At 59.9% G+C, this 26,623-nt stretch carries 24 protein-coding genes and 1 pseudogene; 7 read left to right on the top strand and 18 right to left on the bottom strand.

Annotation, left to right across the window (positions count from 1 at the left end):
- Positions 1–13: 13 nt before the first annotated feature.
- Genes JK202_RS08125 through JK202_RS08100 form a run of 6 tightly spaced genes read right to left on the bottom strand, consistent with a single transcriptional unit; the run spans position 14 to position 5,837 of the window.
- The gene (locus JK202_RS08125) at positions 14–1,084 is read right to left on the bottom strand and encodes a glycosyltransferase (RefSeq protein ID WP_211560019.1); all 1,071 of its coding nucleotides are present in this window, start codon (positions 1,082–1,084) and stop codon (positions 14–16) included.
- Positions 1,081–1,836 carry an NTP transferase domain-containing protein gene (locus tag JK202_RS08120; RefSeq protein WP_211560017.1) on the bottom strand — a complete coding sequence of 252 codons (756 nt, stop codon included), beginning with the start codon at positions 1,834–1,836 and terminating at the stop codon, positions 1,081–1,083. The genes JK202_RS08125 and JK202_RS08120 overlap by 4 nt, the downstream gene beginning before the upstream one ends.
- Positions 1,833–2,648 carry a sterol desaturase family protein gene (locus JK202_RS08115; protein ID WP_211560015.1) on the bottom strand — a complete coding sequence of 272 codons (816 nt, stop codon included), beginning with the start codon at positions 2,646–2,648 and terminating at the stop codon, positions 1,833–1,835. The genes JK202_RS08120 and JK202_RS08115 overlap by 4 nt, the downstream gene beginning before the upstream one ends.
- Positions 2,645–3,754 carry an LptF/LptG family permease gene (locus JK202_RS08110; protein ID WP_211560013.1) on the bottom strand — a complete coding sequence of 370 codons (1,110 nt, stop codon included), beginning with the start codon at positions 3,752–3,754 and terminating at the stop codon, positions 2,645–2,647. The genes JK202_RS08115 and JK202_RS08110 overlap by 4 nt, the downstream gene beginning before the upstream one ends.
- The gene (locus JK202_RS08105; protein WP_211560011.1) at positions 3,751–4,905 is read right to left on the bottom strand and encodes an LptF/LptG family permease; all 1,155 of its coding nucleotides are present in this window, start codon (positions 4,903–4,905) and stop codon (positions 3,751–3,753) included. The genes JK202_RS08110 and JK202_RS08105 overlap by 4 nt, the downstream gene beginning before the upstream one ends.
- Positions 4,902–5,837: a metallophosphoesterase gene (locus tag JK202_RS08100; protein WP_249199816.1), complete on the bottom strand. Its 936-nt coding sequence runs from the start codon at positions 5,835–5,837 to the stop codon at positions 4,902–4,904. The genes JK202_RS08105 and JK202_RS08100 overlap by 4 nt, the downstream gene beginning before the upstream one ends.
- Positions 5,838–5,852: 15 nt before the next feature.
- Here JK202_RS08100 and JK202_RS08095 point away from each other — a divergent pair, with 15 nt between their 5' ends.
- Both JK202_RS08095 and JK202_RS08090 read left to right on the top strand, forming a co-directional pair.
- Entirely contained in the window at positions 5,853–6,923 is a 1,071-nt protein-coding gene (locus tag JK202_RS08095) for a diacylglycerol kinase family protein (RefSeq protein ID WP_249199814.1), read from the top strand.
- Positions 6,916–7,854 carry a hypothetical protein gene (locus tag JK202_RS08090; RefSeq protein WP_211560009.1) on the top strand — a complete coding sequence of 313 codons (939 nt, stop codon included), beginning with the start codon at positions 6,916–6,918 and terminating at the stop codon, positions 7,852–7,854. The genes JK202_RS08095 and JK202_RS08090 overlap by 8 nt, the downstream gene beginning before the upstream one ends.
- A 40-nt stretch (positions 7,855–7,894) precedes the next feature.
- Here JK202_RS08090 and spt read toward each other — a convergent pair whose 3' ends face one another.
- From spt to JK202_RS08065, 5 genes are all read right to left on the bottom strand, one after another.
- Positions 7,895–9,088: a serine palmitoyltransferase gene (spt, locus tag JK202_RS08085; protein WP_211560007.1), complete on the bottom strand. Its 1,194-nt coding sequence runs from the start codon at positions 9,086–9,088 to the stop codon at positions 7,895–7,897.
- Positions 9,085–9,339: an acyl carrier protein gene (locus JK202_RS08080; protein WP_011253570.1), complete on the bottom strand. Its 255-nt coding sequence runs from the start codon at positions 9,337–9,339 to the stop codon at positions 9,085–9,087. The genes spt and JK202_RS08080 overlap by 4 nt, the downstream gene beginning before the upstream one ends.
- A 114-nt stretch (positions 9,340–9,453) precedes the next feature.
- Positions 9,454–11,265, bottom strand: coding sequence for a fatty acyl-AMP ligase (locus JK202_RS08075; RefSeq protein ID WP_211560005.1), 1,812 nt, complete (start codon positions 11,263–11,265; stop codon positions 9,454–9,456).
- On the bottom strand, positions 11,265–12,395 hold the full coding sequence (locus tag JK202_RS08070) for a sensor domain-containing protein (protein ID WP_211560003.1): 1,131 nt from the start codon (positions 12,393–12,395) through the stop codon (positions 11,265–11,267). The genes JK202_RS08075 and JK202_RS08070 overlap by 1 nt, the downstream gene beginning before the upstream one ends.
- Positions 12,392–13,759, bottom strand: coding sequence for a lipopolysaccharide biosynthesis protein (locus JK202_RS08065; protein ID WP_211560001.1), 1,368 nt, complete (start codon positions 13,757–13,759; stop codon positions 12,392–12,394). The genes JK202_RS08070 and JK202_RS08065 overlap by 4 nt, the downstream gene beginning before the upstream one ends.
- Before the next feature lie 225 nt (positions 13,760–13,984).
- Here JK202_RS08065 and alr point away from each other — a divergent pair, with 225 nt between their 5' ends.
- Positions 13,985–15,088, top strand: a complete 1,104-nt coding sequence (gene alr, locus JK202_RS08060) for an alanine racemase (protein WP_211559999.1) — start codon at positions 13,985–13,987, stop codon at positions 15,086–15,088.
- Between the two features lie 6 nt (positions 15,089–15,094).
- Here alr and JK202_RS08055 read toward each other — a convergent pair whose 3' ends face one another.
- The 3 genes from JK202_RS08055 to JK202_RS16405 all read right to left on the bottom strand — a co-directional run bounded on the left by JK202_RS08055 (position 15,095) and on the right by JK202_RS16405 (position 18,660).
- Positions 15,095–17,743 (bottom strand): hypothetical protein, encoded by a 2,649-nt coding sequence (locus tag JK202_RS08055; RefSeq protein ID WP_211559997.1) that lies wholly within the window; start codon positions 17,741–17,743, stop codon positions 15,095–15,097.
- A gap of 154 nt (positions 17,744–17,897) precedes the next feature.
- Positions 17,898–18,485 (bottom strand): HD family hydrolase, encoded by a 588-nt coding sequence (locus JK202_RS08050; RefSeq protein WP_211559995.1) that lies wholly within the window; start codon positions 18,483–18,485, stop codon positions 17,898–17,900.
- Positions 18,486–18,534: 49 nt separating this feature from the next.
- Positions 18,535–18,660: a hypothetical protein gene (locus JK202_RS16405; protein ID WP_283091791.1), complete on the bottom strand. Its 126-nt coding sequence runs from the start codon at positions 18,658–18,660 to the stop codon at positions 18,535–18,537.
- A gap of 204 nt (positions 18,661–18,864) precedes the next feature.
- Here JK202_RS16405 and JK202_RS08045 point away from each other — a divergent pair, with 204 nt between their 5' ends.
- The 3 genes from JK202_RS08045 (at position 18,865) to JK202_RS08035 (ending at position 21,764) form a co-directional block, all read left to right on the top strand.
- Positions 18,865–19,092: a hypothetical protein gene (locus JK202_RS08045; RefSeq protein WP_211559993.1), complete on the top strand. Its 228-nt coding sequence runs from the start codon at positions 18,865–18,867 to the stop codon at positions 19,090–19,092.
- 146 nt (positions 19,093–19,238) lie between these two features.
- The gene (cysG, locus tag JK202_RS08040; protein WP_211559991.1) at positions 19,239–20,660 is read left to right on the top strand and encodes a siroheme synthase CysG; all 1,422 of its coding nucleotides are present in this window, start codon (positions 19,239–19,241) and stop codon (positions 20,658–20,660) included.
- Positions 20,661–20,807: 147 nt separating this feature from the next.
- Complete coding sequence (locus JK202_RS08035; RefSeq protein ID WP_211559989.1) at positions 20,808–21,764, top strand: glutaminase; 957 nt, start codon at positions 20,808–20,810, stop codon at positions 21,762–21,764.
- A gap of 3 nt (positions 21,765–21,767) precedes the next feature.
- Here JK202_RS08035 and JK202_RS08030 read toward each other — a convergent pair whose 3' ends face one another.
- Positions 21,768–23,102, bottom strand: coding sequence for an Nramp family divalent metal transporter (locus JK202_RS08030; RefSeq protein ID WP_249199812.1), 1,335 nt, complete (start codon positions 23,100–23,102; stop codon positions 21,768–21,770).
- A gap of 169 nt (positions 23,103–23,271) precedes the next feature.
- Here JK202_RS08030 and mntR point away from each other — a divergent pair, with 169 nt between their 5' ends.
- Positions 23,272–23,763 carry a manganese-binding transcriptional regulator MntR gene (gene mntR / locus JK202_RS08025; protein WP_211559985.1) on the top strand — a complete coding sequence of 164 codons (492 nt, stop codon included), beginning with the start codon at positions 23,272–23,274 and terminating at the stop codon, positions 23,761–23,763.
- Between the two features lie 9 nt (positions 23,764–23,772).
- Here the strand turns inward: mntR and JK202_RS08020 are convergent, their stop codons facing one another.
- The 3 genes and pseudogenes from JK202_RS08020 to JK202_RS08010 all read right to left on the bottom strand — a co-directional run.
- The gene (locus tag JK202_RS08020; protein WP_211559983.1) at positions 23,773–24,591 is read right to left on the bottom strand and encodes a DeoR/GlpR family DNA-binding transcription regulator; all 819 of its coding nucleotides are present in this window, start codon (positions 24,589–24,591) and stop codon (positions 23,773–23,775) included.
- A 121-nt stretch (positions 24,592–24,712) separates the two neighbouring features.
- Positions 24,713–26,212 carry a malate dehydrogenase (quinone) gene (gene mqo, locus JK202_RS08015; protein ID WP_211559981.1) on the bottom strand — a complete coding sequence of 500 codons (1,500 nt, stop codon included), beginning with the start codon at positions 26,210–26,212 and terminating at the stop codon, positions 24,713–24,715.
- 56 nt (positions 26,213–26,268) lie between these two features.
- A pseudogene (locus JK202_RS08010) lies at positions 26,269–26,550 on the bottom strand (FAD-linked oxidase C-terminal domain-containing protein); the annotation flags it as partial.
- Between the last annotated feature and the right edge of the window lie 73 nt (positions 26,551–26,623).

Raw genomic sequence — 26,623 nt, 5'->3', positions numbered from 1 at the left:
GTATTCCGGGCGTTCAGAAGCCCGGAATACGGTCCAGTACGGCGTTGCCGTTGCGGGTGAAGGCTTCCGGGCCGAAGCGCTCCAGAACCCGCTCGCGGGAGCGTTCGCCCATTGCCGCAAGGTCGGCCGGTCTGCCAATCAGGTCCGCCAGAGCTGCTGCTAGGGCAGGGGCGTTGTCGAACGGCACGATGCGCCCCGTCTCGCCGTCGAGAATGCTGGATGGCAGCTCCCCAGCGGGGGTTGCGACAACCGGGAGGGCGCAGGTCATGGCTTCGTGCCCGGCAACACACATGCCCTCCCAATGCGACGACTGGACGTAAAGGTGTAGGGTTTTCAGGAAATCCATGGGTTTTGACGTATAGCCCGGAAGATCGATCGGCAGATTTTTGTCTGCGATGCGGGCCAGAAGCGCGGCATGCAGGGGGCCATCGCCTGCAATTTGAAGACGGAACGGTGGCAGGTCGGGATGGTCCTTCAGCAGGGCCACGGCCTCGCAGAGGATATCGTAAGCCTTGACCGGATTCAGCCGTCCCAGTGAACCGACGCGCACGACTTCGCCGTTCTGCCAGGGCGTTGCCAGCGGCGCATTGGGATCGGCGCGGAAAATGGGCCAGGCTACAAAATTGTCGCTGAGGCCGAGTTCTTTGGCGGCGAAGGTGATGACGGACTGGGAGTCGGCGACCCAGAGCGTGGTGTAGGGGCGGCACAGCCTGAGGAGGAACGCATTGGCTTTCTTCAGGCGTCCGCAATGCTGCCAGTGGACTGTTGGTGTTTTGTGGCGCAGGGCGACGAGTTGTCCCAGAAGTGTTGCACGGCTCAGGGACGTCCAGATCAGGTCGGGCTGGAAGGCTTCCATCTCGTCGCGCAGCCAGCGATAGGCTGCGATATGGTCGCGCGTTGTGCCTTCACGGACGCGGACGGGAATGCCTGCGGCCTCGACCAGCGGGATGGCCAGGCCGTCCTTGCGGGCCAGTGCGAAGACGGTCACGTCCCCGCCGCGGGCCTTCAGAACGGATACAATATCCGGAATGGGAAGCTGCGCGCCGCCACACTCGAGCGAATTGATGATGTAGGCGATTTTCATGGGGTCGTCTGGGCCAGAATCTGTTCAGCCAGCGTCAGGTCGGACGGCTTGTCCACATCGACCGCCGCGCGGCCGTCTGACAGCGTCACCAGACGGACGCTGGCGCCGGTGAGGGTCTGGATGCGGCGGCACAGGGCTGTGGAGTCCAGTGTGCGCGTCACGGCGCGCAGCAACGTGCCAAGACCCAGCGTCAGCGCCATCCGGAGCGGGCGCTTGCGGTTCTGCTGAAGGCGCTTCCATAGTTCGATGACGTTCCGCCCCTTTGGCGTGCCAATCAGGAACAGATTGCAGCCTGAAAAACTCATGTCCGACAGGCGGATATAGGTGCGTTTCGTGCCGGGCACGTCGCGCTCAACCGTCGTGCGGAGTGCCACACCGGCCGCAAGATCGCAGCCCTGTGCCTTAGCGAGGAACTCCTGAATCCATTCCGGCCGCAGGAGCGCATGATCGGCTGTCGTCACCAGACAGGGCGTGCCGATGGACGCGATGGCTTGGGCAACGCTTTCGCTGGGGGACGGCGCGGAGCGCAGGATCGTGGCATTGCCTGCCAGATCCCTTATGCAGTCCGGGTTTTCGATGCTGATTGTGACAGGGCCAAGGCCGGGCGTGTGGGCGATGGTGTCGAGCACGCGGGCCAGCATGGGCTGACCGCCAACGGGAAGAAGCGCCTTGTGGGAGACCTGCCCGAGTTTTGCGAGTACGTCATTCTCGCCGTCCCGGGAGCCGGCGAGCACCAGAACCGGAAGGCTCATGCCGCGCGGTTACGGTCGGGGGCCGTGCGGGATGATGCCGGGCGGGCACCGTCGGGACGGTCCTTCGGGGGCGTCCCCGTCAGGTCCATGACCCACGGATAGCGGTGCGCTTCCTCGATGTCGTAGCCGAGGTTGAACACATGCTTGCTGCGGGGTCGGTCGCGGGCTTCGCGGTAGAAGCTGCTGAACAGACGGTCCGGCACGTAGTTCGTGATGCCGTAATTGCCGTCTTCGTCGTGGAAATGATGCAGGACGTGCAGCTGCTTGATGTCCGCGACCCATTTCCAGCGCGGCTTGTAGGCCAGGTGCTGGATGCAGTGGAAGAACTCGTAAATGCAGGTCATGATCAGCGCGGTTGAAAGGGCGCAGAACGCTCCACTCCAGCCCGCGATCAGACCACCGATCGGCATCGTGATGATGGCCATGGTCGGCACCGTGTTCAGCGGAGAGCCGAACAGCACGTCCAGAAGATGCGGGTCCTGATGATGGTCGAAATGGATGCGCTTCCACAGCGAGGCCGTCCAGTGATTGCGGTACAGCCAGCGCCCGTGAAGGATAAAGCGGTGAATCGCATACCAGGCCAGCGGATAGACCACGATCACGACGGGAACGGGAATGAGCGTCGTCCACAGGGCAGTCGAAAAATGCAGGGCCGCCCAGGCGGCCCCTGCGATCAGCGCGAAATAGAGCAGGATTGTCGGGTAGGTGAGGTAAGCGAACCACAATTGCGAGAGGTTCATCTTTCCCAGATCGAAGCTGCGACCTGTCCGGATGGCGGACATGTTGCGCCACGGTGCGTTGAAATTGCTCATCGTTCCTCCATCCGCAAAAGCCAGGTCAGCCCCAGAAGGGCGCCCAGCAACGGCCCGACACTGACAGCAAGTGGTGCTGGTAGTGTGCCCGCGTTTCCAAGTGCGGAAATCATTCCCTGCAGGATGACGAAGCCCATTCCGGCGCCAAGCACATACACCGGAAGCGGATTTCGAAGTCCCGCACGGGGTGGGATATAGATCACCGGGAGCGTCAATAGAAGCATTACTGCAATTTCAATGGGTAAAATCATGCCTCCGAAGAGGGCCATACGATATGTTGCCCTTGGTAGACTTGCTGGTGCGCCCTTGTGAAGAATGGCGCTGATCTGACCCGGTGTCACAAATGCACCGTTTTGCGAGAGCGTCATGATGGCTGACGGCGTGGCAGGGATGATGAAAGTGTTGTCACCCTTTGTGACATTGACGAACGATTTGTCGTCTGAAAGGGAAAGGTCCTGCGCGCCATCAGGATGCCACTGGCCGTCCTTGTAGATCAGGACATTCGTATGTTCGGTCCCGGTCAACAGGCCCGTGCCATCCCGGTGATAGATTGTTACGTCCCGCAGAAAAGAGCCGCCCTGGGCGATCTGTCCGATCCGTACCAGCGTCGGACCTGCTCGAAACCAGAGGATATCGTCCTCGGGCTGTCCTTCCTGTCCGGCCAGCGGATCCGTCCGGTTCCACCATGTCGTGAGAGCGTTCTCACAGGTCGGGACAAGCCAGTACTGCGCGCAGGTTCCGCCGATGCCGGCAATCAGTACGGCTGGAAGGAGAAGGCGATAGAGTGCCGGCGTTGAAAGCCCGGCAGCCCTCAGCGCCGAGATTTCGCTCGATAGCGTCATCTGTGTGAGGAGAAACAGAGCACCCACCATGAAAGCCAGCGGCAGGATATCGATGCTCAGGGCAGGCAGGTGCAGAAACGCGAATGTCAGGATCCCGCGCACGCCAAGATGGCGGTTCAGGATTGGAGTCGTTTTTTCCAGAAGCGCCAGGATTTCCAGCAGGGAGACGAGCACGGCGCCGCAGAGCATGAACCGTCCCAGAAGGGCACGGTTGAGCGCCCTGATCAGTACGAAGCGCGGCATGTGATGGGCAGAGTCGGTCATGCAGAAGCCCGTGTCAGCTTGCGGCGACGCCAGGACCCGCGGGATCGACGGAGCAGGGCAGCCAGACACCCTATACAGAACACGGCTTCCGGCACCCAGATCGCCAGCCAGATCGGCAGGCGCCCGGTCGAGGCCAGGCTGTGTCCGAACATGATTGTCTGGTCAAAGCCGATCAGGATCACGGCTACGGCGATCAGGCCCCAGACGGATTTTCTGCGTCGGGCGCTGATGGCCAGTGCGACCGCCAGCGGCGGAATGAAGGGGATGGCGATGGCGCGGGCCATACGGAAATCCATTTCGGCACGAAGTGTGCGGTATTCAATGCCGGGCAACCCATACCGCAGATCATGTGCCAGTTCGAACAGCGTCAGTTCGCGCTCGTCCGCCCCGCGGGAACGGAAGGTCGTTTCCTTGTTTGGCCGGTCGATGACACGGACGACATGTTCGAAATGGGTCACAGTTGGCTTGTGAGGTTTGGCCGCCTGAAACGGATCGTCCACGATTTCGCCGTTCCACAGATCCAGGCGTGTACTGCGGGTTTTTTCCGAAATGGTCAGTGCGCCGGTTCTGGCCGTGATGATATGAGCCACACCATTGGCATTCACCTCGCGGATGAAAACGCGTCTCAGGCGGGTGCCGGAATGGCTGACGCTGTCGGCAGTCATAACGGCTTTGCTGGATGTGGAGGCAAACATTCCTGCCTGAAGATGCGGGGCCCAGCCGGTATGCTCCGCAAAATAGAACCCGGCGCGGTAATCATATCGGGCCACGGGCTGAATATAACCATACAGAAACACGCTTGCGGCGCCCAGAAGAAGCCCCACGATCATGAACGGACGGCTGATCCGCATGAGCGAAACCCGTCCGGCCTGAAGCGCATCGATCTCGTTATTGTCGCTCATGCCGCGAATGGTGAGAAACACCGCGATACAGAGAGCCGCTGGCAGGGCAATGCCAAAATAATGGGGCAGAAGATCGGTCAGGAGGGTGATGCAGGTAGCAAGCGAACTGCCTGCAGAGGCCAGATAGTCAAAAAGAGACAGCAGGCGTTCGAGCAGCAGGGCAACCAGCATCGCCAGCAGCGCGATCGCAAATGGAGGCGCCATCTGTGTCAGCAGATACCGGTCCAGAATATGGGCCCGCTGTTTCACGCAACTGTCCTTCCTGAACGCTTCCACGACGCCCGCTCACTGACCGAGCCATCGAGCCGGTGACGTGCCAGATCGATTTTCCAGCCCTTCTCATATGGGTGGATGCTCAGATGATTCCAGCAGGCCTGCCGATGCGGACGGTCATCCGTCAGAGATGCAGACGCCACACCAAGCAGCGGAATGTCGGTTCCGGCAATATGGGTCAGGGTCGCGTCATGGGAGTGACCGTGAAGGACGATTTCTGCCCCTGCGCGCCTGAAGACGCCCGCGACCTCACGATGATCAAGCAGGGACTTGCGCCAGGGGACGAGGCCACGTTTCGGCGGATGGTGGATCATCACGACCCGACACAGGCCTTCCCGACCCAGCTGTTCCAGGAGGGCTTCCAGTCGCTCGCGCTGTCTGTGCCCGACGCGTCCGCAGGCCATGAACGGGGCTGTCGCAATGCCCGAATTGACGCCGACGATCGCAATGCCATTCTGGATGCGGACATACGGATACTGCCGGTCGGACCAGCGCTCCCACTGCTGTAAACCGGCGGAGGCCGGCTGGCGGACCATGCAGTCATGATTGCCGGGGATGACGAGTGCGGGGGCAGGCAAGGATTCGAGCCAGCTTGCGGCTTCGGCGAATTCGCCGGGCGTTCCGAAATTGGTCAGATCTCCGCTGACCAGGATCGTGTCTACGTCCGATCTCCCGATATCCTTTACTAGCGCCGCACAGGTCTGCGCGAGGTGAACGTACTGGCGGTGCTTTTTCCATGACAGGAGACTTAACGCCCGCTTGTTGAGCGCCTCACGCCAGTGAACCGGAGGAGGAGGGAGATGCGGGTCCGAAATATGAGCCAGTGTGACAGTCGGTGTGACAGCGGGCGTGGGGACAGGGGACATTTGCCGCGACGAGATGGGATCTGCGGGCAGGTCAGGGGTCATGATCAGAAAAGGGCCTTGTCAGTATCCACGCCAGGAACCGGCTTCCGGTCGCACCGGGATGCCTTGTTCTGGCAGTTCCATCATAGCCGTGCTAGACCCGCCCGCATAGCCGAACGCCATACGAAGATTGCCTCCCTAGTGCGCATAGCCTTGATCCATAATGCCCGTAGCCGGAAAAACCGCCGGAACGGTTCCAGTTTTGCTGTCGAGGCCGAGGCCCTTCTGGGGAAGGATTTTGTTCCTTCCGATAGCCGGGAAGGGACCACTGACCATGTCCGTCAGCTGTACGAGCGTGGTGTTGATACCATCCTCATCGACGGGGGAGACGGGACGGTCAGCACTGCCCTGACCGCTATTGCGCGGGCTTACCCTGCTGATAAGCTTCCCGATATCGTGGTTCTGGCATCAGGGAATACGAACCTGATTGCGAGTGACGTAGGTTTCGGGCTGCGGGGTATGGATGCGATCCATCGTCTGCGCAAGGGCGCGTTGCGTTCCAGCATTCGCACACCGATCCGCCTGTCCTGGCCTGGAACAGATCGTATGCCGGTACTGGGGCTTTTCGGCGGGTGTGCAGGCTTCGCGCGGGCCGTGCGGATTGCCCATTCTCCTACGGTTCTGCGCTTTGCCCCGCATGATCTGGCTGTCGGTATTACCCTGCTCACCACGTTTGTCAGTCTTATGTTCCGCCGGAGCCGTGAAGCGTGGCTCAAGGGGGATCCTCTGCGGATCGAGACGGGTGGCCATGCCTATGATGGACAGAGCTTCATGTTCCTCGTCACCGGCCTGTCCTGCCTGTCCCGTGGGATCTGGCCGTTCTGGGATGCTGAGCCCAATGTCGAAGGCCTTCGCTATCTGGATGTGAACGCCCGCCCTGACAGCCTCCTGCGGGCCACGGCAGCGCTGCTGTTCGGCCGTGCCCCCCGATGGCTGCGCCGTCATCCGGACTATGTCAGCGGTCGCACGGATGACATGACGCTGGTGACAGAGAGCGATTTCGTGCTGGATGGTGAAGTCTTCACAGCTGCGCCTGATGGTGTTCTGCATCTGGAACGTGCGCCCGGTTTCCGGTTCCTGCATGCCTGATGCGCTCGAGCAGCGCCTGATTGGCGAATTGACGACCCCGGTTGATCCCGGTGTGGTCGCCTTTGCCGATGCGCTGGCGCATGCGTGTCCCGTTCTTCCGCTCGGCGTGCTGTTTTACGGATCGCTGCTTCGAAAAGCTGACCCGGACGGTATTCTCGACTTCTATATCGTCACCGAAGACGCCGAAGGTTTTTCAGGCGGTCTGGTTGCCCGAACCGGCAACCTCGTTCTGCCGCCCAATGTCCGCTATTCCGAGTTCCATCATGGCGGCCGTGTTCTGAGAGCGAAAATCGCGGTTCTATCACGCTCGCAATTCGAGGCCCGAACCGGTCTCGCCGCACTGGATACGACAATCTGGGCGCGGTTCTGCCAGCCGGTACGGCTGGTCTGGGTGCGTGATCCGGAAAGTGCGGATGCCATCCTGTCGCTGATTGCGGGTTGCGTGACGACGGCGTCGTGCTGGGCGGCTCTTCTGGGCGAGGCGTCCATGACGGCGCTGGGCTTCTGGCAGACCCTTTTTGCTCATACCTACGCTTCAGAACTTCGGGTTGAGAAAAAAGGCCGGGGTAACAGTATTCTGGAAGGGCAGGAGGTCCGTTACGCCGCTTTGCTGCCTCTCGGATGGGCGCGGGGGCATCTTCAGTTTTCGGCTCACGGGGATCGGCTCGAACCCGTCATTGACACTGGCCTCCGTCAGAGAGCGGCCCGTCGCTGGGCGCTGATTCAGACGTCCGGCCGCCCGCGTAATGTAGCCAGACTGCTGAAAGCCGCTTTCACGTTTGAAAACGGCGCGTCCTATCTTGCCTGGAAGATCCAGCGCCATACGGGTTTTGATATGGAGCTGTCGCCCTTTGAGAGCCGGCATCCGCTTGTGATGCTGCCATTGCTTCTGTGGCGGGCCCGGAGGCTTCTGAAGCGTCCGACAGTCTGAATAAAAATGGGGGATCCGGTGGATCCCCCATTTTTATGGATTAAAGGCCGAAGTGCCGGGCGACTTCGGCGAAGACGGCCACGGCGCGGTCGATTTCCTCGGGGGAATGGGCTGCCATGACCGAGCAGCGCAGCAGCGGCCGGTTGTCTGGCGTGGCTGGCGGGAGTGACAGGTTCACATAGACCCCGTTTTCCAGCAGCGCGTTCCAGAAGCCCACGGCCTGATCCACGGTCTCCAGCGTTACGGCAACGACCGGGGAGACGTGCTCGCCCGTTTTCAGGCCAGCCTTCTGAAGTCCGGAATGCAGACGTGCTGCATTCTCCTGAAGCTTCGTCCGCAGTTCGGGACGGGCCTGCATGTCTTCAAGCGCGGCCATGGTGGCTGCAATGATTTCGGGGGGCAGAGACGCCGTGAACATGTAGGGACGTGAGCACAGACGCATCAGGTCCACGCCGTCATGGTTCGTGACGCAGTAGCCGCCGACGGTCCCGAGGGACTTGGAGAAGGTGCCGACCACGAAGTCGATCCCGTCTTCACAGCCCTGCATTTCGGCAACGCCACGGCCATGTGCACCCAGAACGCCGAACGAATGCGCTTCGTCAGCCATCAGATACGCGCCGTGGCGTGTCTTGATATCGACGAACTTGTCCAGCGGGGCAACATTGCCCGTCATGGAGTAAATGCCCTCGGCGATGATGAGCTTGGCGCCCGTGTGGTCCTTCAGGCGTGCCAGACGCTTTTCAAGATCGACCGGATCGTTGTGACGGAAGCGGATGACCTGCGCGCCCGAAAGCTTGGCACCATCATAGATGCTGGCATGGCTGTCCGCATCGAGTAGCAGGACGTCGTCCTTGTTCACCAGAGCCGAAATCGTGCCCAGATTGGCCTGATATCCGGTGGAAAATACCATGCAGTGCTTGCGACGGAAGAATTCGGCGAGCTGGGCTTCAAGCTTGCGGTGCAGGCCGAAAGTGCCGTTTGCAATGCGCGAACCTGTTGTGCCCACACCCATCGTCTCGGCCGTTTCCACAGCCGCCTTGATGGCCTTTTTCGACTGGCTGAGACCAAGATAGTTGTTGGTCCCGAACAGCAGCGTCTCGCGGCCCTCGATAATTCCCACACTGGCGGAAATCGGACGTTCGATCACGACCTCAAACGGGTTCCGTGGTGACGCGGCCGTCAGGCCGTCATAGGCTTCGCGCAGCCCTTGATGCTTGGCGAAGATATCAGTCACGCGTGGGCAACCTTCAGCGTGTGCAGGCAACCGGCAAGATCGTTGATGGTCCGGATGTCCGCAAGCTTGTCCAGCGGTACCGAAACGTCCAGCTCGTCTTCGATTTCCATGACGAAGTTCATGACGGCCAGGCTGTCAAAGGCAAGGTCTTCGACAATCTTGCTGTTGCCATCGATGTCCCGGGGAACTTTCGGATTGGCAAGCAGTTTCTCAATGATCATTCCGGAAATGCCGGCGACGCTGTCAGTCATGGACTTCAACTCTCGGTGTCTGTGCAATCTTGGGCAAGCCTTATGCTCCAAACCGGCCCCGTTCGCCACCCCTTTGCCTTTTCAGGCGTTCGGGGAGCAGGAGCCGGTAGAGTATCAGGCGACCGAAGACGTGGTTTCGGGTTGCTGATCGAACTGGCCGGAGAGCAGCATGGTCTTGGCCTTCGCGCGGGTCAGCTTTCCCGAGGATGTCTGGGGCAGCATACGGGGCGGCACAAGAATGACGTCGACATCTACGCCATGCTGGCGGCGGAACAGACTCGTAACCTCATCGCGAAGCTGGTTACGGCTTGCATCCTCAGTCGCGCGACACTGGACGAGGGCTACGATCTTTTCACCTTCTTCAGCATCGATGGAGAACACGGCAACGTCACGTGAACGCAGCGTCGAGATCTCGCTTTCGGCGGACCATTCCAGATCTTGCGGCCAGATGTTACGGCCGTTGATGATGATGAGATCCTTGGCGCGTCCGGTGACGACGATCTGGCCGTTAAGGTGATAGCCAAGGTCACCGGTGTTCAGCCAGCCATCTGCATCCAGGACGGCCTCCGTCTCATCGGGACGGCGGAAATAGCCACACATGAGACTCGGCCCCCGTACATAGACGGTGCCCACTTGGCGGTCCGCCAGGTCACGGCCTGCTGCGTCGCGAACCTCGATCTGATGGTCGGGGAGGGCTTCACCGCACAGGACGAAGGTTCGCAGCGGAAGTGACGGGTCGTTGGAGGGCTCGGCAATGCCATCCTTCTCAAGGCGACGCAGATCGATCGTGTCGGTCTGTATGCCGGTGTCGAGCGGAGCAAAGCTGATGGCGAGGGTCGCCTCAGCCATGCCGTAGCTTGCAACGAAGGCGCTGGCCCGGAAACCGTTGGAGGCGAAACGCTCGGCGAAACCTTCAAGGATGTGATGGCGGATCATGTCGCCACCGATGCCAGCAATGCGCCAGCACGACAGGTCCAGATCGGCCTGACCGCTCCGGCGCGAGCAGAGCTCGTAACCGAAGGACGGGCTGTAGGCGATCGTGCCGCGGTTGCGGGAGATCAGGTCCAGCCAGACATGCGGGCGGCGCGCGAACTCGCGGGTCGGCAGCAGGTCAACAGACAGCTGGCAGGTCAGGGGCGTCAGGAAGAAGCCGACGAGACCCATGTCGTGATACAGCGGCAGCCACGAGACGCAGCGGTCATCACGAGGATCTTCCGCAGGATGAACGTGAAGGCCGTCCCGGGCGATAGCGCGGGCATTGGCCATCCCCGCCGCCTGTGTGACCGAAACACCCATCGGAAAGCGCGTGCTGCCCGAAGAAAACTGGAGATAGGACAGGGCGGTCGAAGAAATTTCCGGAAGTTCGATCCGGGCTTCGGCATGGCGATACAGATCTGCGGGTGAGCCGCCGAAGACCAGATCGAGACCGTCAACGATATCTCCGGTCCAGCTTCCGATCACGTCCGGCACGACAACGGCACGGGCTGAGGCGACCTGGATCATGCCGCGCAGGGTTCCCACATAGCCTTCTTTTCCGCCGAACGCGACGGGAAGGGGCAGAGGCGCGGGAACGAGGCCGGCATACTGGCAGCCAAAGAAAATCCGCGCAAAATCGCCATCGCTTTCCGCAACGATCGCAACACGGTCACCAGGAACGAGACCAAGGCCCAGCAGACGGCAGGCCATGGAGCGGGCCTGCTCGCGCAGCAGACGGTAAGGCAGCGCTTCAAGAAGCTGCCCCCGGCCGGAATAGATGTTGAATCCGCTCTCACCCTGAGCCGCGTAATCAAGTGCGGCTGCAAAGCTGGGGAAATCACCGTAACGTCTTTCCAAGCCGGAACGGCTTGGCGTCGGAACGGGATTGGCGGTTGGGTTCTGGTTGGCCTCGGTCAAACCTGGACTAGCTCCGTTTGGATCGCCTGACATCAGGCAGCCCTTTTCAGAAAATCGACAATTGCATCCGCAGCAGCGGGTGCGGTGGGCTCATCACCCAGTGTTTCGAATGTCTCTAATACATATTGGCGCTGCGCCTCAAGAAAACGAGGATGCGTTTCGAAGGCATTCTCGATCTTGCGGCCCAGATCCGACACGTTTTCCGTCACCGGCCCCAGGTTCCAGAACTGGTAATCCGGATTGCCATGCCATTTCACATGGTGGGCGTTGAGGAAGAGACAAGGGCGCGGGCGGATCATGAATTCGGCCACCTGACTGCTGACATCGCCCAGATAGAGGTCTGCGCCCATCGTGTAGGTCATGTCGATGCTGCGGTGGCTGCCCGGGTCAATCAGCATGTGCGGAAGGTGCCCATACTGTCGTTTCAGGGCTTCCCCCTCCTCGCGGTGATTGTCGAAGAGTCGGAAATGAGGCGCGAAAACAAGGTTGTAGCGATCCTGGTCGGCAAAAAACTTCAGGATCTGCTGCCCCATTTCCGGCCATGATGACAGGCGGCGCAGGAAGTGCGGATTATACAGGATCGTCGGCCGGCTGTTGTTGAAGAGCTTGGGTCGTTTCGCATCCATGCGCCGCACGAGATCAAACTTGGCATAGGTCCCGCGATGATAGGCGCCGGGGCGGATGATGCCTTTTTCCAGCATGCGCTGTTCCACCTTGCGTCCGGGGACCAGCAGGAAGTCGAATTTTCCGAGATGTTTGGCAAATCCGATCGCCCGGTCCCCGGCGCCATGCCCGGTCCAGATCATTTTCGGGCGGCGCACCCCCACACGACGAAGTTGCAACGACGTCGCTTCCGGCACGATGATCGCATCAAAGGTCCGGAAATAGTGCCGGGAGGCGAAAAGTCCGATCAAGCGGTCCACGACCCGCAGGCCATGCTGTTCGATCCGACGGCGGAGCTTCGGAGAAATGGGTAGCAGATCAAATTGTACCCGGGCTTCGGGATAGAGTGTCGCCAGCGAACGGGCCAGTTCGAGATGGCTTACGGTCAGGCAGGACACGTGGACCGCGACGTCGGGGTGACGTGCGGAGATTTCCAGCGCGATTGGCAGGGCATGCAGGGTCTGGTGACGCTGCCCGATAAGGGGAAAGGCCACTTTCATGCCGGAATTCCCGTAGGGCTGCGGGCGGCACGGACGACAAAAACAAGCTGGATCGTGATCAGCAGTGTGACGCCACACAATGTGGCCGGTCCGACGCCGCTCAGCCCGTACTGGCGAACCATCATCACAAGGACCGGGAGAAAAAACAGACACTCGAGGATGCGGGCCCCGATTGCTGCACCCGAGCGGTTCGTGGTGAACAGCAGTGGCTCAAGGGGGAGCCCCCAGACGGTGACCACTTCTGCGGCAAGCAGCCACAGCGTGACCGGCAGGGCCTCAGTCGCCCCTTTATGGCCAATGTAGAGTTGCAGGAGAGGGCGTCCTGCGAACAGGGTCAGCAGAAGCAGGGCCGTGCCAATGCCGCCCGCCATCAGAGCGATTTGTCCCGTCATGCGATACAGGCGGTTCATGGCCCGGTCACGCCACAGCCGGGCCATTTCGGGATAGACGGTTGTCTGGATCAGGGTGGCGGGCTTGGCGATCCCCGCCGCGATCTGACTTGCAATCCGGTAATAGCCAGCACTCGTCGGGCCGACAAAGGCGCCAACCACGAGTGTTCCAATATGACCGAACGCGAGGGCGAGGGTGGAATTGAGGTTTGTGTTCAGCGCGAAACGCCAGATCCCCGGATAGGTGCGGAAAAACTGCCCACTCAGGATTTCGGGCAGAATGCCGCGCATCTCGTGAAACAGGCCGCGGATCAGATCGCGGCGGTACATTTCACGGGCCGCCATGAAGAAGATGGTGCTCCATGCAGCGGCTTCCGCGGCGATCCAGACGCTCGCAAGCGCCGTCACCGACGCCCAGCCCAGAGCCATTGAGGCCGTGCCGATCACACGGACGATAGTCGCGACGGTGCCCTGTACGGCCAGCAGATCATACCGGTCGAAAACCCGCAGAAGGCCAGTTGCCGTGGCAGAAGCCATGAAGAGGATGGAGACGCAGTAAACGACGCCAGTGATATGGATCTGAGGTGGCCAGCCTAGAAAATTCATGGCCAGGAGACTGATGAGGATACCGCCGCCAAAGCCCAGCAGGCCGCCAAGACTGTCCAGCAGAAGACTGAAGGAAACGATTTTCTGGAAACTGCGACGATCACCTTGCGTCAGTGGCTTCAGACCATAATGCAGCACCGTCTGCCAGGACTGGAAGTCAACGATATCGCCCATCGTTCGCGCAAAGGCATACATCATTGCAACGAGGCCGAAACTGTAGCTTCCCAGCAGATGGGTCGCCAGCCAGATATGAATGAGGCTTAACGGCGCGTTGACTGCGCGTCCTCCCAGAAGGACACCCAGATTGCTCATGACGCGCTGGACACCGCCGGGTCTTGCAGCCTGAGAAGACGAAGAGTCGTCTGACATCAATTTATGGAAACTTTCGTGACAGTCTTGCCGTTAATCCTGTTAGGCACCAGAAATAGGCATTTCCCCGGAAATCTGAACTCACTTTTTGTGACCGAAGATTGCGTTCGGATGCGACGCGTTCCGTCTTGTTGCCCAGAATTCCTGTTCTGAAAAGAGTGCGCCGCCGTTGCGTCGTGCGGCAGGAGTGCCATAAGAAAGCATCGTAGCCTTACGGACAGCTCGATGCAGACAGAAAATCAGGATCCGGCGTTTGCCCGGGCCGGGGCATGGCTTACCGTCAGCCTCAAGGCCATTGCTGACAACTATGCTCATGTTGCCAGGCTTGGCGCAGGGGCGGAATGCGCTGCCGTGGTCAAGGCGGATGCCTATGGGCTGGGGGCGGCGCGTGTGGCCCTGGCGCTTGCTGGGTGCGGCGCGAAAACCTTCTTTGTGGCGCATCTTGATGAGGGCATTGCATTACGCGCAAGCCTGCCGGATACCCGCATTTTCGTACTGCATGGGTTCATGCCCGGATGCGAGGGCAGCATGCAGGCCTATGGTCTGGTGCCCGTTCTCAACGATCTCGATCAGGTGCGAAGCTGGGTGCAGCTTTGCGCAGAACAGGGCTATGCCTTTCCGGCCGCGCTTCAGTTCGATACCGGGATGTCCCGGTTTGGGCTGAGCGAGGCAGATCTGCAGGATCGGTCTGTTTTCGAAGGCCTGAACCTGCAACTGGTGATGAGTCATCTGGCCTGCGCGGATACGCCCGACAATCCTGCCAACATGATGCAGCGAAGTCGCTTTGTGGACATGGCCATGGCCTTTCCGGGAGTGCCGCGTTCCCTGGCCGCATCATCCGGAATTTTCCTTGGTCCGGAATATCATTTCGAACTGATCCGGCCAGGGGCGGCTCTTTACGGGATCGCCCCCGCTGAAGGGAACCGTGCTTTGAAGCCGGTCATCTCGCTCGATGCGCGGATCGTACAGATTCGGACGATACAGGCCGGAGATCGCGTGGGGTACGGGTTGGGCTGGATGGCACCGAGATCCACACGGATCGCCACGCTTGGACTGGGATATGCGGACGGCTTCTTCCGCGCTCAGGCTGGGCGAGGGGCTGTCTGGCATGGCCAGACAAGACTTCCGGTGATTGGGCGTGTCTCGATGGACAGCATTTCGGTTGATCTCACCGACGCTCCAGACGGCCTGAAAGCGGGGGATGTGTTGTCTGTGCTGGGACCTGAACAGGATGTGGATGCGCTGGCCCGGTCAGCAGGGACAATCGGCTATGAGGTTCTGACCTCGCTGGGAAGCCGTTTCCACAGGGTTTATGAGCCGAACGCCTGAACAGGCTCAGACCGATTTTCGAATTGAAAACGATACGGTTCGGCCAAGCGGGTCCAGAAAGGCCGGTTCGTAGCCGGCAGGCGTTATGCCGGAACCATTCCTGGCGCGGATGCGGCTGTTGAACAGATTGCTGACCGACACATTAATTCGAAAATTCTTCGCCCAGTTTCGGTTCTGCCAGCGGGGTATTTCTCCCAGATCGGCAAAGACTGTGGTGTTTACGGTCGCAAGGTCGCTAAAGAACAGGCTGTTGGCGTGGGTGCTGGCAAGGGTGGAAGTTGCAGACTGCCATTTTGTGACGAGGCGGAAGCCGAACCCGTTCCTGAACACGCCCCCCTGAAGCTCGACGTCATGCCGCGGCTGGCCGCCTGTTCCGCCGATTGTGCCTCCATTGAGCAGGTCGATCGGTGACAGGCCCCTGCGCAACTGCACTGTGTCCTTGAGGCGCCATACCTGCGTCAGGACAATGTAATACCGGCCTCCAGCGGCATGTTTCCCGCCTTTCCCGGCAGGTTTTTTTCCGAGCGGTCGGGAAAACGAGAACGTCGCGTTCCACTCGTTCCGCTTTTCCATAAGCGCATTGACGGGACGGATATCGACGACATCGAGGATACCATCCGAGTTGCGCTGATAACGGTCCGGAAAGGCGTCCTCGATGGCGGCCGTGGCGGTCGGAAGGCTCATGACCGGGTTATGATTGCGATCCCGCACGTAATTGACATGCAGCCGCGCACCATCGAGAAAAGTCGGGGAAATGATCGTGCCGATACTGATCTCGTGCCGGTCCGCCGCCTGAAGGCTTCTGTTGCCTCCTGAAATGGTCGTTACCTGTACGGAGCGTCCGGTGACGTAATCATAGGTCGTGACGTTGGGGGTTTCGATCTGGGGCGCAATGAGATCTGTTGCTGCGGGCGCCTCTGTGCGGTTGGTTACCGAGAACGGAAACTGGACCCAGGATACCGGCTCCCATGTCACACCTCCGCCGATTGTTCCCAGTGTTCCGAAATGGGACACCTGACTGACGGCACCGTTGATATTCGCATCGAGCTTGCCCAGAAACGACAGGACATGTTTTCGCGCACTGGCAATCGGAATATCGCCGTTGATCTGAAGTGTGCCGACACTGCGGCTGATATGGGTGCGTTGCAGTTTGCCCTGACTGAGAGACGTCGCGTTCTGCTCGGTCAGTGTGCCTGTTGGGGCAATACTGGTCGAAACATCGCCAGCGGGCAGGGAAAACAGCGATCCGGACAGCAGGCCCGTGATCTTGCCGGTCGTGCCGGTGGTATGTCCGTGATTGACCAGACGGGTATTGAGCCAGTTCCGGGCAACGTCCGAGAATGGATCGAAGCCAGCCATTCCGTCCGTCAGGGCAGTCTGTGCAGATGTCAGATCAAGACCGGTCTGGCTGTTGGTCGAGGTAGTGGAGCGGTCGAAACTCTCGGTGCTGTTCCATTTCCAGTCCCCCACATCTCCGTTGAAGTTCAGCCCTGCATGTACGGCATCCGTATGTGAGGTCTGCTGCAAGGCGGAGACACTCGTGTAGTCCCGGTACAGCAGCGTATCCTGCGAAAACGGTGCGTACAGGCTGTCGGCTGGAAGCGTCAGGATGCCGCGTGCCGGTCCCTGAAGGCTCTCGGAATTGCTGTGGGTGTAACTGGCGTTGAACGAGGCCGAGACGGCCTTGAAAATCTGATCCGCATAGACACCATTCAGTTCCAGATCATGCGTTCTGGGCTGAAGACTGTAGTCCGAGGCATTTGAGCTGACATGCGGCGCATTGGCGTAAGTCGTGAAGTCCTGAAGCGTCGGGACCTGTCCACTCGCGAGAGACGGGACACCCGCCGAGGTCACGCTCTGTCCAACGAGAGCATCCAGTGCCGGGTCAAGGCTGCCCCCGCTGGCCGACGCGATGTTGCCGGCATTGGAATAGAGACTGCTGGCGGAAGGGGGCGTAACGCCACGATCACTGTCGAGTAGGCGTGCCTGCGCTTCATAGCGCGCACTCAGATTGATCCGGCGCTCTCCGGAAAGTTTCGTGAAGCTGGCCCCCAGGACGCCATCATCGCCGCCGCCATCCGTGGATGTGCTGCCATACGCCCGCATCCGTACGGCCCGGAAATTCTTCACGGTAATGATGTTCACCACGCGCTCGTCAGCCGGATAGCCGTAACGCAGGGCTTCTTCCTCGGTGAAGATTTCGATGCGTGCGATGGCCTCGAACGGCAGATTGTTAACCTCCTGCATACCGGAAATGCGCTTGCCGTTCAGCAGGACGACCGGCGTATTGCCTGTCGCGCCACGTCCTGAGCGCGTTTCCGGTGCAATGGCCGTCAGGAGATCGGCTGCGGTATCGACGCCATAGGAGCGGATTTCGTCCGCCTGGATCTGCATGATTGGTTTGGCATCCCCCAGCACGGCGCTGGCGGGCTTATAGCCCTTGACCACAATTTTCTCGCCCCCGTTTACGGACGTCGTGGACGTGGTCACGGTCGTGCCACTGCTTTGGGATGTGGTGGAATGTGCGGTGGTCTGTGCGAGTGCGAAAGTGGTTGAGAACAGGCTGCCAAGACCCCAGACAAGGCTGAGAGCAGGGCGGACCATGGGGCGTGCCAGCGATGCGGCGACTTGAGTTTTCAGGTCATGATCCGGCATGCGTTCTTCTGCCTGCTCCTGCATTGTCGTGCGGGCCTGATCGTCCGCATCAAATGCAGAATGTCACGATTCTGTAAGGGTATCGTAACGACTGAAGGCCATTTGGAGCCGTTTCTGGCGGGTTTGTATCGCTGTGTCGAGCAGAAAGGGCGTTTCAGCCCGCGACCATGTTCTGGCTTCGCAGCATGTTCCGGCGCGTTTCATCGTCCAGAATGGCGCGGATCCGTCGGGTCAGTTCCGTGGTGTCAGTATATTTCCGGCCATAAGTCAGATTGAACGTGTGGTCGAAATCATCGGGATTGAGGCCGGCATTGTGCTGGCTGATGGTTTCAATTTTGTCAAAGGCCTTGGCCAGACGGGCTTCGGGAGAGGCCGCGTTTTCATACTCGTCCCACAGGGCCAGAAACTCGGCCTGAAGATCGCTGGGCAACGGCGCCATGATTGTCAGCAGATCCTCGCGCTCCTGTGCCGCCTTATTGGCAGAAGCATGAAGCGAAATCGCCGGAACATCGCCGTGAATGGCTTCGCCAAGATCATGCAGAATACAGATTTTCAGAAGCTTCAGAAGATCGATACCTTCAAGCTGGTCGGCGAAGGTCATGACCAGAAGGCAGAGGGCCCAGGTGTGTTCGGCCGTGCTTTCGGTCTGGCCGCTATGGGTATAGGTCCGTCTGAGAATATCCTTGAGGCGGGAGGCTTCCCGAAGAAAATCGAGGCGCTTTTCAAGATCGCCTTTGGTCATGCAGAGGGTCCTGTCTGTGGCGATGCGCTTGTCTGCCGGGGCGGATGCCTTAGCCGACAAGTGCATGCAGGATGACATATCCCACAAAGACGGCAACCGCCAGAATTCCGAGCAGAATAAGAAAACCGGGGCCGTCCTGAATGGACTTGAAGATTTTGACGATCAATCCAGGCACAGGACATGTTCCATAAAAAGCAGTGTGATGAGGAAGGATCAGTCAACCCGTCTCTTTTCTGGGGCCGATTATAACATTCTATCAGAATGTCTGCTGGACTTTCTTCGCGGTAAGCCAGGATTGTTATCCTCCGTTACGTTCTGTCCTTGAGAACACCATATTCTGCCCGACATAATCGGGGCCAAGACAGTTTCGATGGAGAACATGATGAAAAAGATTATCGCTCTGGCGCTTGGTACCGGTCTTTCTTTATCGCTGGCAGCTTGCGACGGCCCCTACGATGGTCGTCGTGATGACGGACACCATCATCACCGTCATGGAAATCAGGGCTATGGTCAGAATATGGGCGGGCAGAACATGGGTGGCCCCGGTATGAATGGGGGCGGCATGGGCGGCCAGAGCAATGGGCCGGGACGTCAGGGCGGCTGGTAACAACCTCTCACGGGGCGTGTGGTGTTCAGGCCATGCGCCCCGTTTCCTGACCGAGGCTCTCTTTCAGATTTGACGTTGAGGCTTACCTGTCGCTGAATATGGCACATAAGCCAATGACATGTCCTAATCCGGAAACCCGCGCCTCGATGAACATCCAGCCTACCGTATCTTCCCCTGAGGCAAATCCCGAGACGGGTTGGTTCCCGATCTCCATTCGGCTTTCAGGCGCCCGTGTCCTGCTGGTGGGTGGAGGAGAAATCGCCGTTAACAAGGGGCGTCTCCTGCTCGATCATGGCGCGCGCATCGATATTCTGGCCGAGGATCTTCATCCCGTTGTTCAGGGCTGGATTGACGAAGGTCGGGCCTATCACGTCGGCGGCCGGGCTGATGATACAGCCCTGAGATCTTATCTGCCGGGCTGTCGCCTGGTATATGCCGCGACGGACAATCGGGACATCAACCGGAGGGTTGCGTCCCTTGCGGACGAACTGAATATTCCCGTCTGCGCAGTGGACGATCCCCAGCCCTCCAGTTTTATCACGCCTGCGCAGGTTCGGCGGGGGATGGTGCGTGTGGCGGTCTCCACCGGCGGAGCAGCGCCCGTTCTGGCACGTCGTCTGCGTGAACAGATCGAGACACTTCTCCCCGACGGGACTGGACGTCTCGCGGCCTATATGCAGTCCCGTCGTGCACTGGTTTCCGGTCGTTATCCCGCAGTTCAGGACCGTAAGCGCATCTGGGAAAGCTTTCTGGACGGTCCGGGAGCAGAGGCTGCGCGCGCTGGCGATGAAAGCCGCTCGGATGTGTTTTTGGGGGCGCTTCTGGACGCGGATCGCAAGCCCGGAGAAGTCTGGCTGGTGGGTGCTGGCCCGGGCGATCCGGATCTCCTGACGCTCAAGGCCCTGCATTTGATGCAGAACGCCGATTCAGTCCTCTATGACAATCTGCTGTCTCCGGCCCTGCTGGATATGGTGCGTCGTGACGCCGAACTTGTTTTCGTTGGCAAGCAGCGGAACCGTCACGCGCTGCCGCAGGAAGAGATCAATCGTGAAATGGTCCGGCGTGCGCAGGCCGGCGAGCGCGTTCTGCGCCTCAAGGGGGGGGACCCCTTCATTTTTGGACGGGGCGGTGAGGAAATCGAGGCTCTGGTAGAAGCAGGCGTCTCGTTCCGGCTGGTGCCTGGCATTTCCGCGGCCAATGGATGCGCGGCCTATTCTGGCATTCCCCTGACACATCGCGACTGCGCCCAGGCCTGTCTGTTCGTGACAGGACATGCAAAAGCCGATGGTGTTCTGGATCTGCCGTGGGACGATATGGCCGATCGGCGACAGACAGTCGTGATCTATATGGGGATCTCGACCCTGCCGCAGCTTGCTGCCGGACTGCTGGCGAAAGGACTTCCCATCGACTGGCCGGTGGCCATCGTCGAGCGTGGAACGCAGCCTACGCAACGGGTCCTGACGGGGACGCTGTCCAGCATCGCGCAACAGGCCGCTGAAGCGCAGGTCAAATCACCTGCGCTGGTCATCGTGGGGCAGGTGGTGCGGCATCGCGTGATTTCCCCCTGATGCGTCCTGCATGGCGGGAAGGTCCGTCTTCCCAGCCATGCTTTGGGTGCATATCCCTCTTCATGCCTGCGCGGGTTGCCCGGACCCGCACCAGCCTGTGAAACTCCTGCTCTTTCAGTCACATCGCGCTCCATTCACCGAGGCTCCATGACCACACTTGCGTCCAGTATCGTCTCGATCGCAGAGGAAATGCGCACGGCGTCCGAACGGGGCACGGTGGCCAATTATATTCCGCCGCTCGCACGGGTGGATCTGAACCGTTTCGGCATGGCAGTCGTGGGGATGGACGGGGAAACGCATACAGTTGGAGATGCGGAAATCCCGTTCTCGGTGCAGAGCGTGTCCAAGGTGTTCAGCCTGAGTATGGCGCTCAATGCCATGGGAAAAGAGCTGTGGGGCCGCGTGCGTCAGGAGCCGTCAGGCAGCGCGTTCAATTCCATCGTCCAGCTGGAAAACGAGCAGGGGATCCCTCGCAATCCGTTCATCAATGCAGGCGCCATCGTCATTGCCGACATTCTGGTGTCCCGCTATGGCCGTGAAAACGCGCAGACCCGTTTGCTGGATTTCCTGCGTCCTCTGGTAAGTGACCCGTCCTCAATCGACATCGACACAGATGTGGCCCGGCAGGAGCGTGAGACCGGTTTTCGCAACATGGCGTTGGCGAACTACATGCGGACCTTCGGCAATATCCGCAATGTGGTCGAGGATACGCTGGATTTCTATTTCCACCAGTGCGCGCTCACCATGAGCTGCCACCAGCTCGCACAGGTCGGCACCTATCTCATGACGGGCGGCCGCAATCCGCGCACGGGCGAGCAGGTCATGTCAGAGCGCAACGCCCAGACGATCCTCGCCCTGATGATGATGTGCGGCCACTATGACGGCTCTGGCGCCTTTGCCATCCGCGTCGGACTGCCCGGAAAATCCGGTGTGGGGGGCGGTATTCTGGCGATTGCGCCGGGCGTAGCGTCTATTGCCGTCTGGTCGCCAGGGCTGAATGCTCAGGGCAACTCCCTGCTTGGGACGCGCGCGCTGGAACGGCTTGTGCAGCATACGGGCTGGTCGGTTTTCCGGGCGAACCCGTGGGTTGCCAACCCGACCTGACGCTCAGCCCGCCAGCGTGTCGTAAAGCAGTTTGAAGTTCAGCAGCAGGATCAGCCCCGCAACGCCCCATGAGATGACGCGAACGGGTGCGGAAATCACGAACTCACCCATTTTCCGACGGTCCGAGACGAACATCACCAGCGGTATGACGGCAAAGGGCAGTTGCAGCGAAAGAATAACCTGACTGGCCATCAGCAGATCGCCCACGCCCCGGTTGCCGTAAATCAGCGTGACGATGGCCACGGGCACGATCGCCAGTCCGCGCGTCAGAAGCCGTCGTGCCCAGTGCGGGATGCGGAGGTGCAGGAAGCCCTCCATGATGATCTGCCCGGCGAGAGTGCCCGTGATTGTCGAGTTCGTACCTGCCGCCAGAAGGGCCAGCGCGAACAACGTAGAGGCCATGCCAAGCCCCAGGATTGGGGAGAGTAGCCGGTAGGCGTCCTGGATTTCCGCCACGTCCTGATGGCCGGAATTGTGGAATGCTGCCGCCGCCACGATCAGGATCGCCGCATTGATGAACAGCGCCAGCGTGAGGGCAATCGTGCTGTCCCACGTCGTCCAGCGGATGGCGTCCCGACGTCCGGCCGGTGTGCGGTCATAGGCGCGGGTCTGCACGATCGAGGAATGCAGATACAGGTTATGCGGCATGACGGTCGCGCCGATAATACCGATTGCGACATAGAGCATCCCGGGCGTCGTCACGATTTTCGGGTTGGGAAGCAGACCGGTCAGAATGCTGTGTATGGGAGGGGCTGCCGCGACAAGCTGGATTCCGAAACACAGGGCGATGATGCCGAGAAGCGCAATCACGAACGCCTCCAGATAGCGGAATCCTTTGTTCATCAGCAGCAGGACGATCAGGGCGTCCAGAATGGAGAGCAGTGCGCTGCCCAGAAGAGGCAGTCCGAACAGGAGCTGAAGCGCTACGGCGGTGCCAATAACTTCCGCCAGATCGCACGCGATGATGGCCAGTTCGCAAGCCAGCCACAGCACGATGTTCACGCGTGGAGAAAAATGCTCCCGGCAGGCCTGAGCCAGATCACGCCCCGTCGCGATCCCCAGCCGCGCAGACAGAGCCTGAAGGAGGATGGCCATCAGGTTCGACAGCATGATCACACACAGCAGCGTGTAGCCGTAGCGCGACCCACCCTGAAGATCCGTGGCCCAGTTTCCGGGATCCATATAGCCGACCGAGACCATGAAGCCCGGCCCGACAAACGCCATGAAGCGGCTGAACCACGACGCGTCCGCTCCCGGCACGCGGATGCTGGAAAACGCATCGGGCAGGCTCTGGCGGATTTCGGAGGAAGCGGTGCGGGGAGTAGGGGCGTCTGACATCAGGAAGATATTCAATCCCATTCGGGATCAGTATTCAATGTGCTATATTGATGAGCCTCATGAAAAACACTGAATATCGGGATATTGTGATGGATCGTACTGGCAGGACAGTCGGGAATGTTTTATTCCGCCGTGAATAATGTTTTCTGCATAGAGGCACAGGACGCAAATGGAACGGAAAAAACGGCTGAAGGACCTCGCGCCTAAAGAGACGCTGCCCGATGTCGAAACCCATTCCGAAGGGTTCCGCGCCAACCGTGAAGCCCGTCGCAATGTGCTGGTCGAGGATTACGTGGAGCTGATTTCCGATCTGCTATCGGAAGGACAGGAGGCTCGGCAGGTCGATATCGCCGGACGTCTGGGCGTGTCACAGCCAACTGTGGCGAAGATGCTCGCCCGTCTCGCAACGGAAGGCTACGTCACGCAAAAGCCCTATCGGGGCGTTTTCCTCACGCCTGCGGGGCAGGACATGGCGGACAAGGCACGGCACCGGCACAGGATCGTTGAGGCATTTCTTCTGGCGCTGGGCGTCAGCGAAGAGAATGCCCGCGTCGATTCCGAGGGCGTGGAACATTACGTGGGAAGTGAAACGCTTGCCCTGTTTGAAAAAGCAATTCGGGGCAACCTGAAACAGTTTATGCAAACGTTGCCCGACGCCTGAGAACTGCACTCAGGTGCAGATTTCGAGCGTTACGTCATCCTGAGCCAGCGCTTTGGCAATTGATGGCTTGAGCTGGGAGTCTGTCAGGACCCGGTCGAACTCTGACAGGGACGCCAGACGGTGCAACCCGCCCTTGCGGAACTTTGTGCTGTCTACCAGCAGGACGCACTGGTCTGCGATGTCCATCATGGCCCGCTTGACCTTCACCACGTCCTGATCGTTCTGGAACGCGGTCCCGTTATGGATGATGGACGTCGAGAGGAACATCATGTTCGCTCGCAGGGACTGCGCGGCCTGCTCGCAGACCAGACCGAAAAACGCATTGCGCGGCGGATTGTAGTCGCCACCAAGGCAGATCAGTTTCAGATTGGGATAGGGCGACAGTGCCTGGATTACGCCGACGGCATTGGTGATGATCGTCAGCGGTGCCAGAGCCGGGAGGAGCGGGAGCATCGCGGCCACGGTTGTGGAATCATCGAGGACCAGAACCTGCTCTGGCTGGATCAGCGAGACGGCGCGCTGGATGATAGCATCCTTGAGATCCGTTGCGCGCGAACGGCGGAAATTGACGGTTTTCTGGGTCGTGACCTTGTTGCGCAGGACGATACTGCCATGCAGCTTGTCGATCAGACCCTGCTGAACCAGCGCATGGGCATCCCGGTGGATCGTCATCCGGCTGACGTCGAAACGTTCCGCCAGACCCTCGATGGTGGCGCTGCCAGCTTCGAGAAGCACGTCCAAAATCTGTTTCTGGCGGGCGGAATTGTCCCGTCGTTTTGAACCCTGCGGTGAGGCGGTGGTAATCACGGAGCCCGAACCATCAGTCATGTTTCAAATCGATTCCTGAGCGTGAATACAAACAGATGAATGTAAAATCACATTCATCATAACAGGCCCGGATGGCTCTGTAACGTCCGATGAGCAGGATATGGCTGCAAAAAGGCGATTATCACGCCTCGGCCCTAATCCCCAGAACCCGTGCCGTGTCATGACGAAGCGTCGCACAGGCATCTGCGTCCCGCGTGAGATCCACGCCATAGGCGGGGAAAACCTGACGCAGACGCGGGAACCAGTCGGTTTCCGTAAGCCGCTCGGAAAAGCAGCTCTGTACGACCTGGAGAGCCACGGACGCTGTGACAGAGGCTCCGGGAGAGGCGCCCAGAATGGCCACGATGGAGTGGTCGGCACTTTTCACGAGTTCCGTTCCAAAGCGGAGTTTTCCATATAATCCGCTGTCTGGCCGGATGATCTGCACCCGCTGACCGGCCACGACCTTGCTCCAGTCTTCCGGTCGGGCATTCGGATAGAAATCCAGAAGTGCCTGGAAACGCGCATCGTTCGTCTGGATCACCTGACGCACCAGATAATCCAGCAGGCCGAGATTGTCTTTGCCAGCGGTCAGAGCGGGAATGATGTTTTTTGGCGTCAGGGAGCGGAAATAATCCGTCCAGGAACCGCTTTTGAGGAATTTCGTGGAAAAACCGGCATAGGGGCCGAAGAGCAGGCAGGATTTTCCGTCGATCACGCGCGTGTCGAGATGCGGGACTGACATGGGGGGGGAGCCGACGGGAGCCTTGCCATAGACCTTTGCGTGGTGCTGGCGCGTGATGGCAGGATCGGTGCAGCGCAGCCACACGCCACTCACGGGGAAACCCGCATAATGCGTCGCTTCGGGAATGCCGGATGCCTGAAGCAGGGGCAGCGCATTGCCGCCCGCGCCGATGAACACGAAGCGCGTTAGGACCGTTATAACATGGCCGCTTTCAGTATCCGTCGCGGTAACGCGCCAGCGTCCGTCCTCGGTCCGCGTCAGATCGGTGACGCGATGGTTGTAGCGGATGGAGACGTTGCGGTCTGCCTTGAGCGACGCGGTCAGGGCATGGGTCAGGGCGCCGAAATTGACGTCCGTTCCTTCCTTGATGCGTGTGGCCGCAACGGGTTGCGTCGTGTCGCGCCCTGCCATGGCGAGCGGCGCCCATTGTGCGATGACGGCAGGGTCGTCCGTATATTCCATGTCGGCAAAGCAGTGATGGGCGACCATGGCTTCATAGCGGGCCTTGAGAAAGGCTACGTCCTCGGTCCCCCAGACCAGACTGATATGCGGGCAGGGCTGAACGAAGGAAGCCGGATCGTTAATGCGGCCTTCACGCACCCAGTGGGCCCAGAGCTGCCGCGAGAGATCGAACTCCGTATTAACGGACAGCGCCTTGGAGATATCGATGCTGCCATCCGCGCGCTGGGGCGTGTAGTTCAGCTCGCAGTTGCCTGCATGTCCGGTCCCGGCATTGTTCCAGGCATAGGAACTTTCCTGCCCGCAATCGCTCAGCGTTTCGAATATTATCATCGAAAGCGACGGGTCCAGCTCCCGCAGCAGGGCGGCGAGCGTGGAACTCATGATCCCGGCACCGATCAGGACGACATCGGGGCAGAGGCTGGAGAGTGATGACATGGTGCTGAAATCCGGAAGGGACTGAAAAGAAAGCTGGCTGAAAGATCCCTGAAAGCTTAGCCCGTGTAAACAGGACCGGGCGGCAGGAGCTTGCCGGGATTGAGGATATGGTGCGGGTCCATCGTGTTCTTCAGGGCACGCATCACGCTGAGGCTTCCTGCGCCATGCTCGGTTTCCAGAAACTCCAGCTTGCCCATGCCGACGCCATGTTCACCGCTGCATGACCCGTTCAGCGACAGGGCGCGGGCCACGATCTTGCGGTCCAGATCAAGGGCAAGCTGGTGTCCTTCGGCGGTGTCGTCCGTGATGATGAGGGTGTGGAAATTGCCGTCCCCCAGAGGTGGCCCCCATTTTTCGGACAGGTGTCTAAGCTATAATCCGACCTGAGAGAGGACGGGTTTTATGGGCAAG

This window comes from Gluconobacter sp. Dm-62, from assembly GCF_018256155.1.
In the GTDB taxonomy this organism is placed as follows: domain Bacteria; phylum Pseudomonadota; class Alphaproteobacteria; order Acetobacterales; family Acetobacteraceae; genus Gluconobacter.
This window is presented reverse-complemented; position numbering and strand designations above follow the sequence as displayed.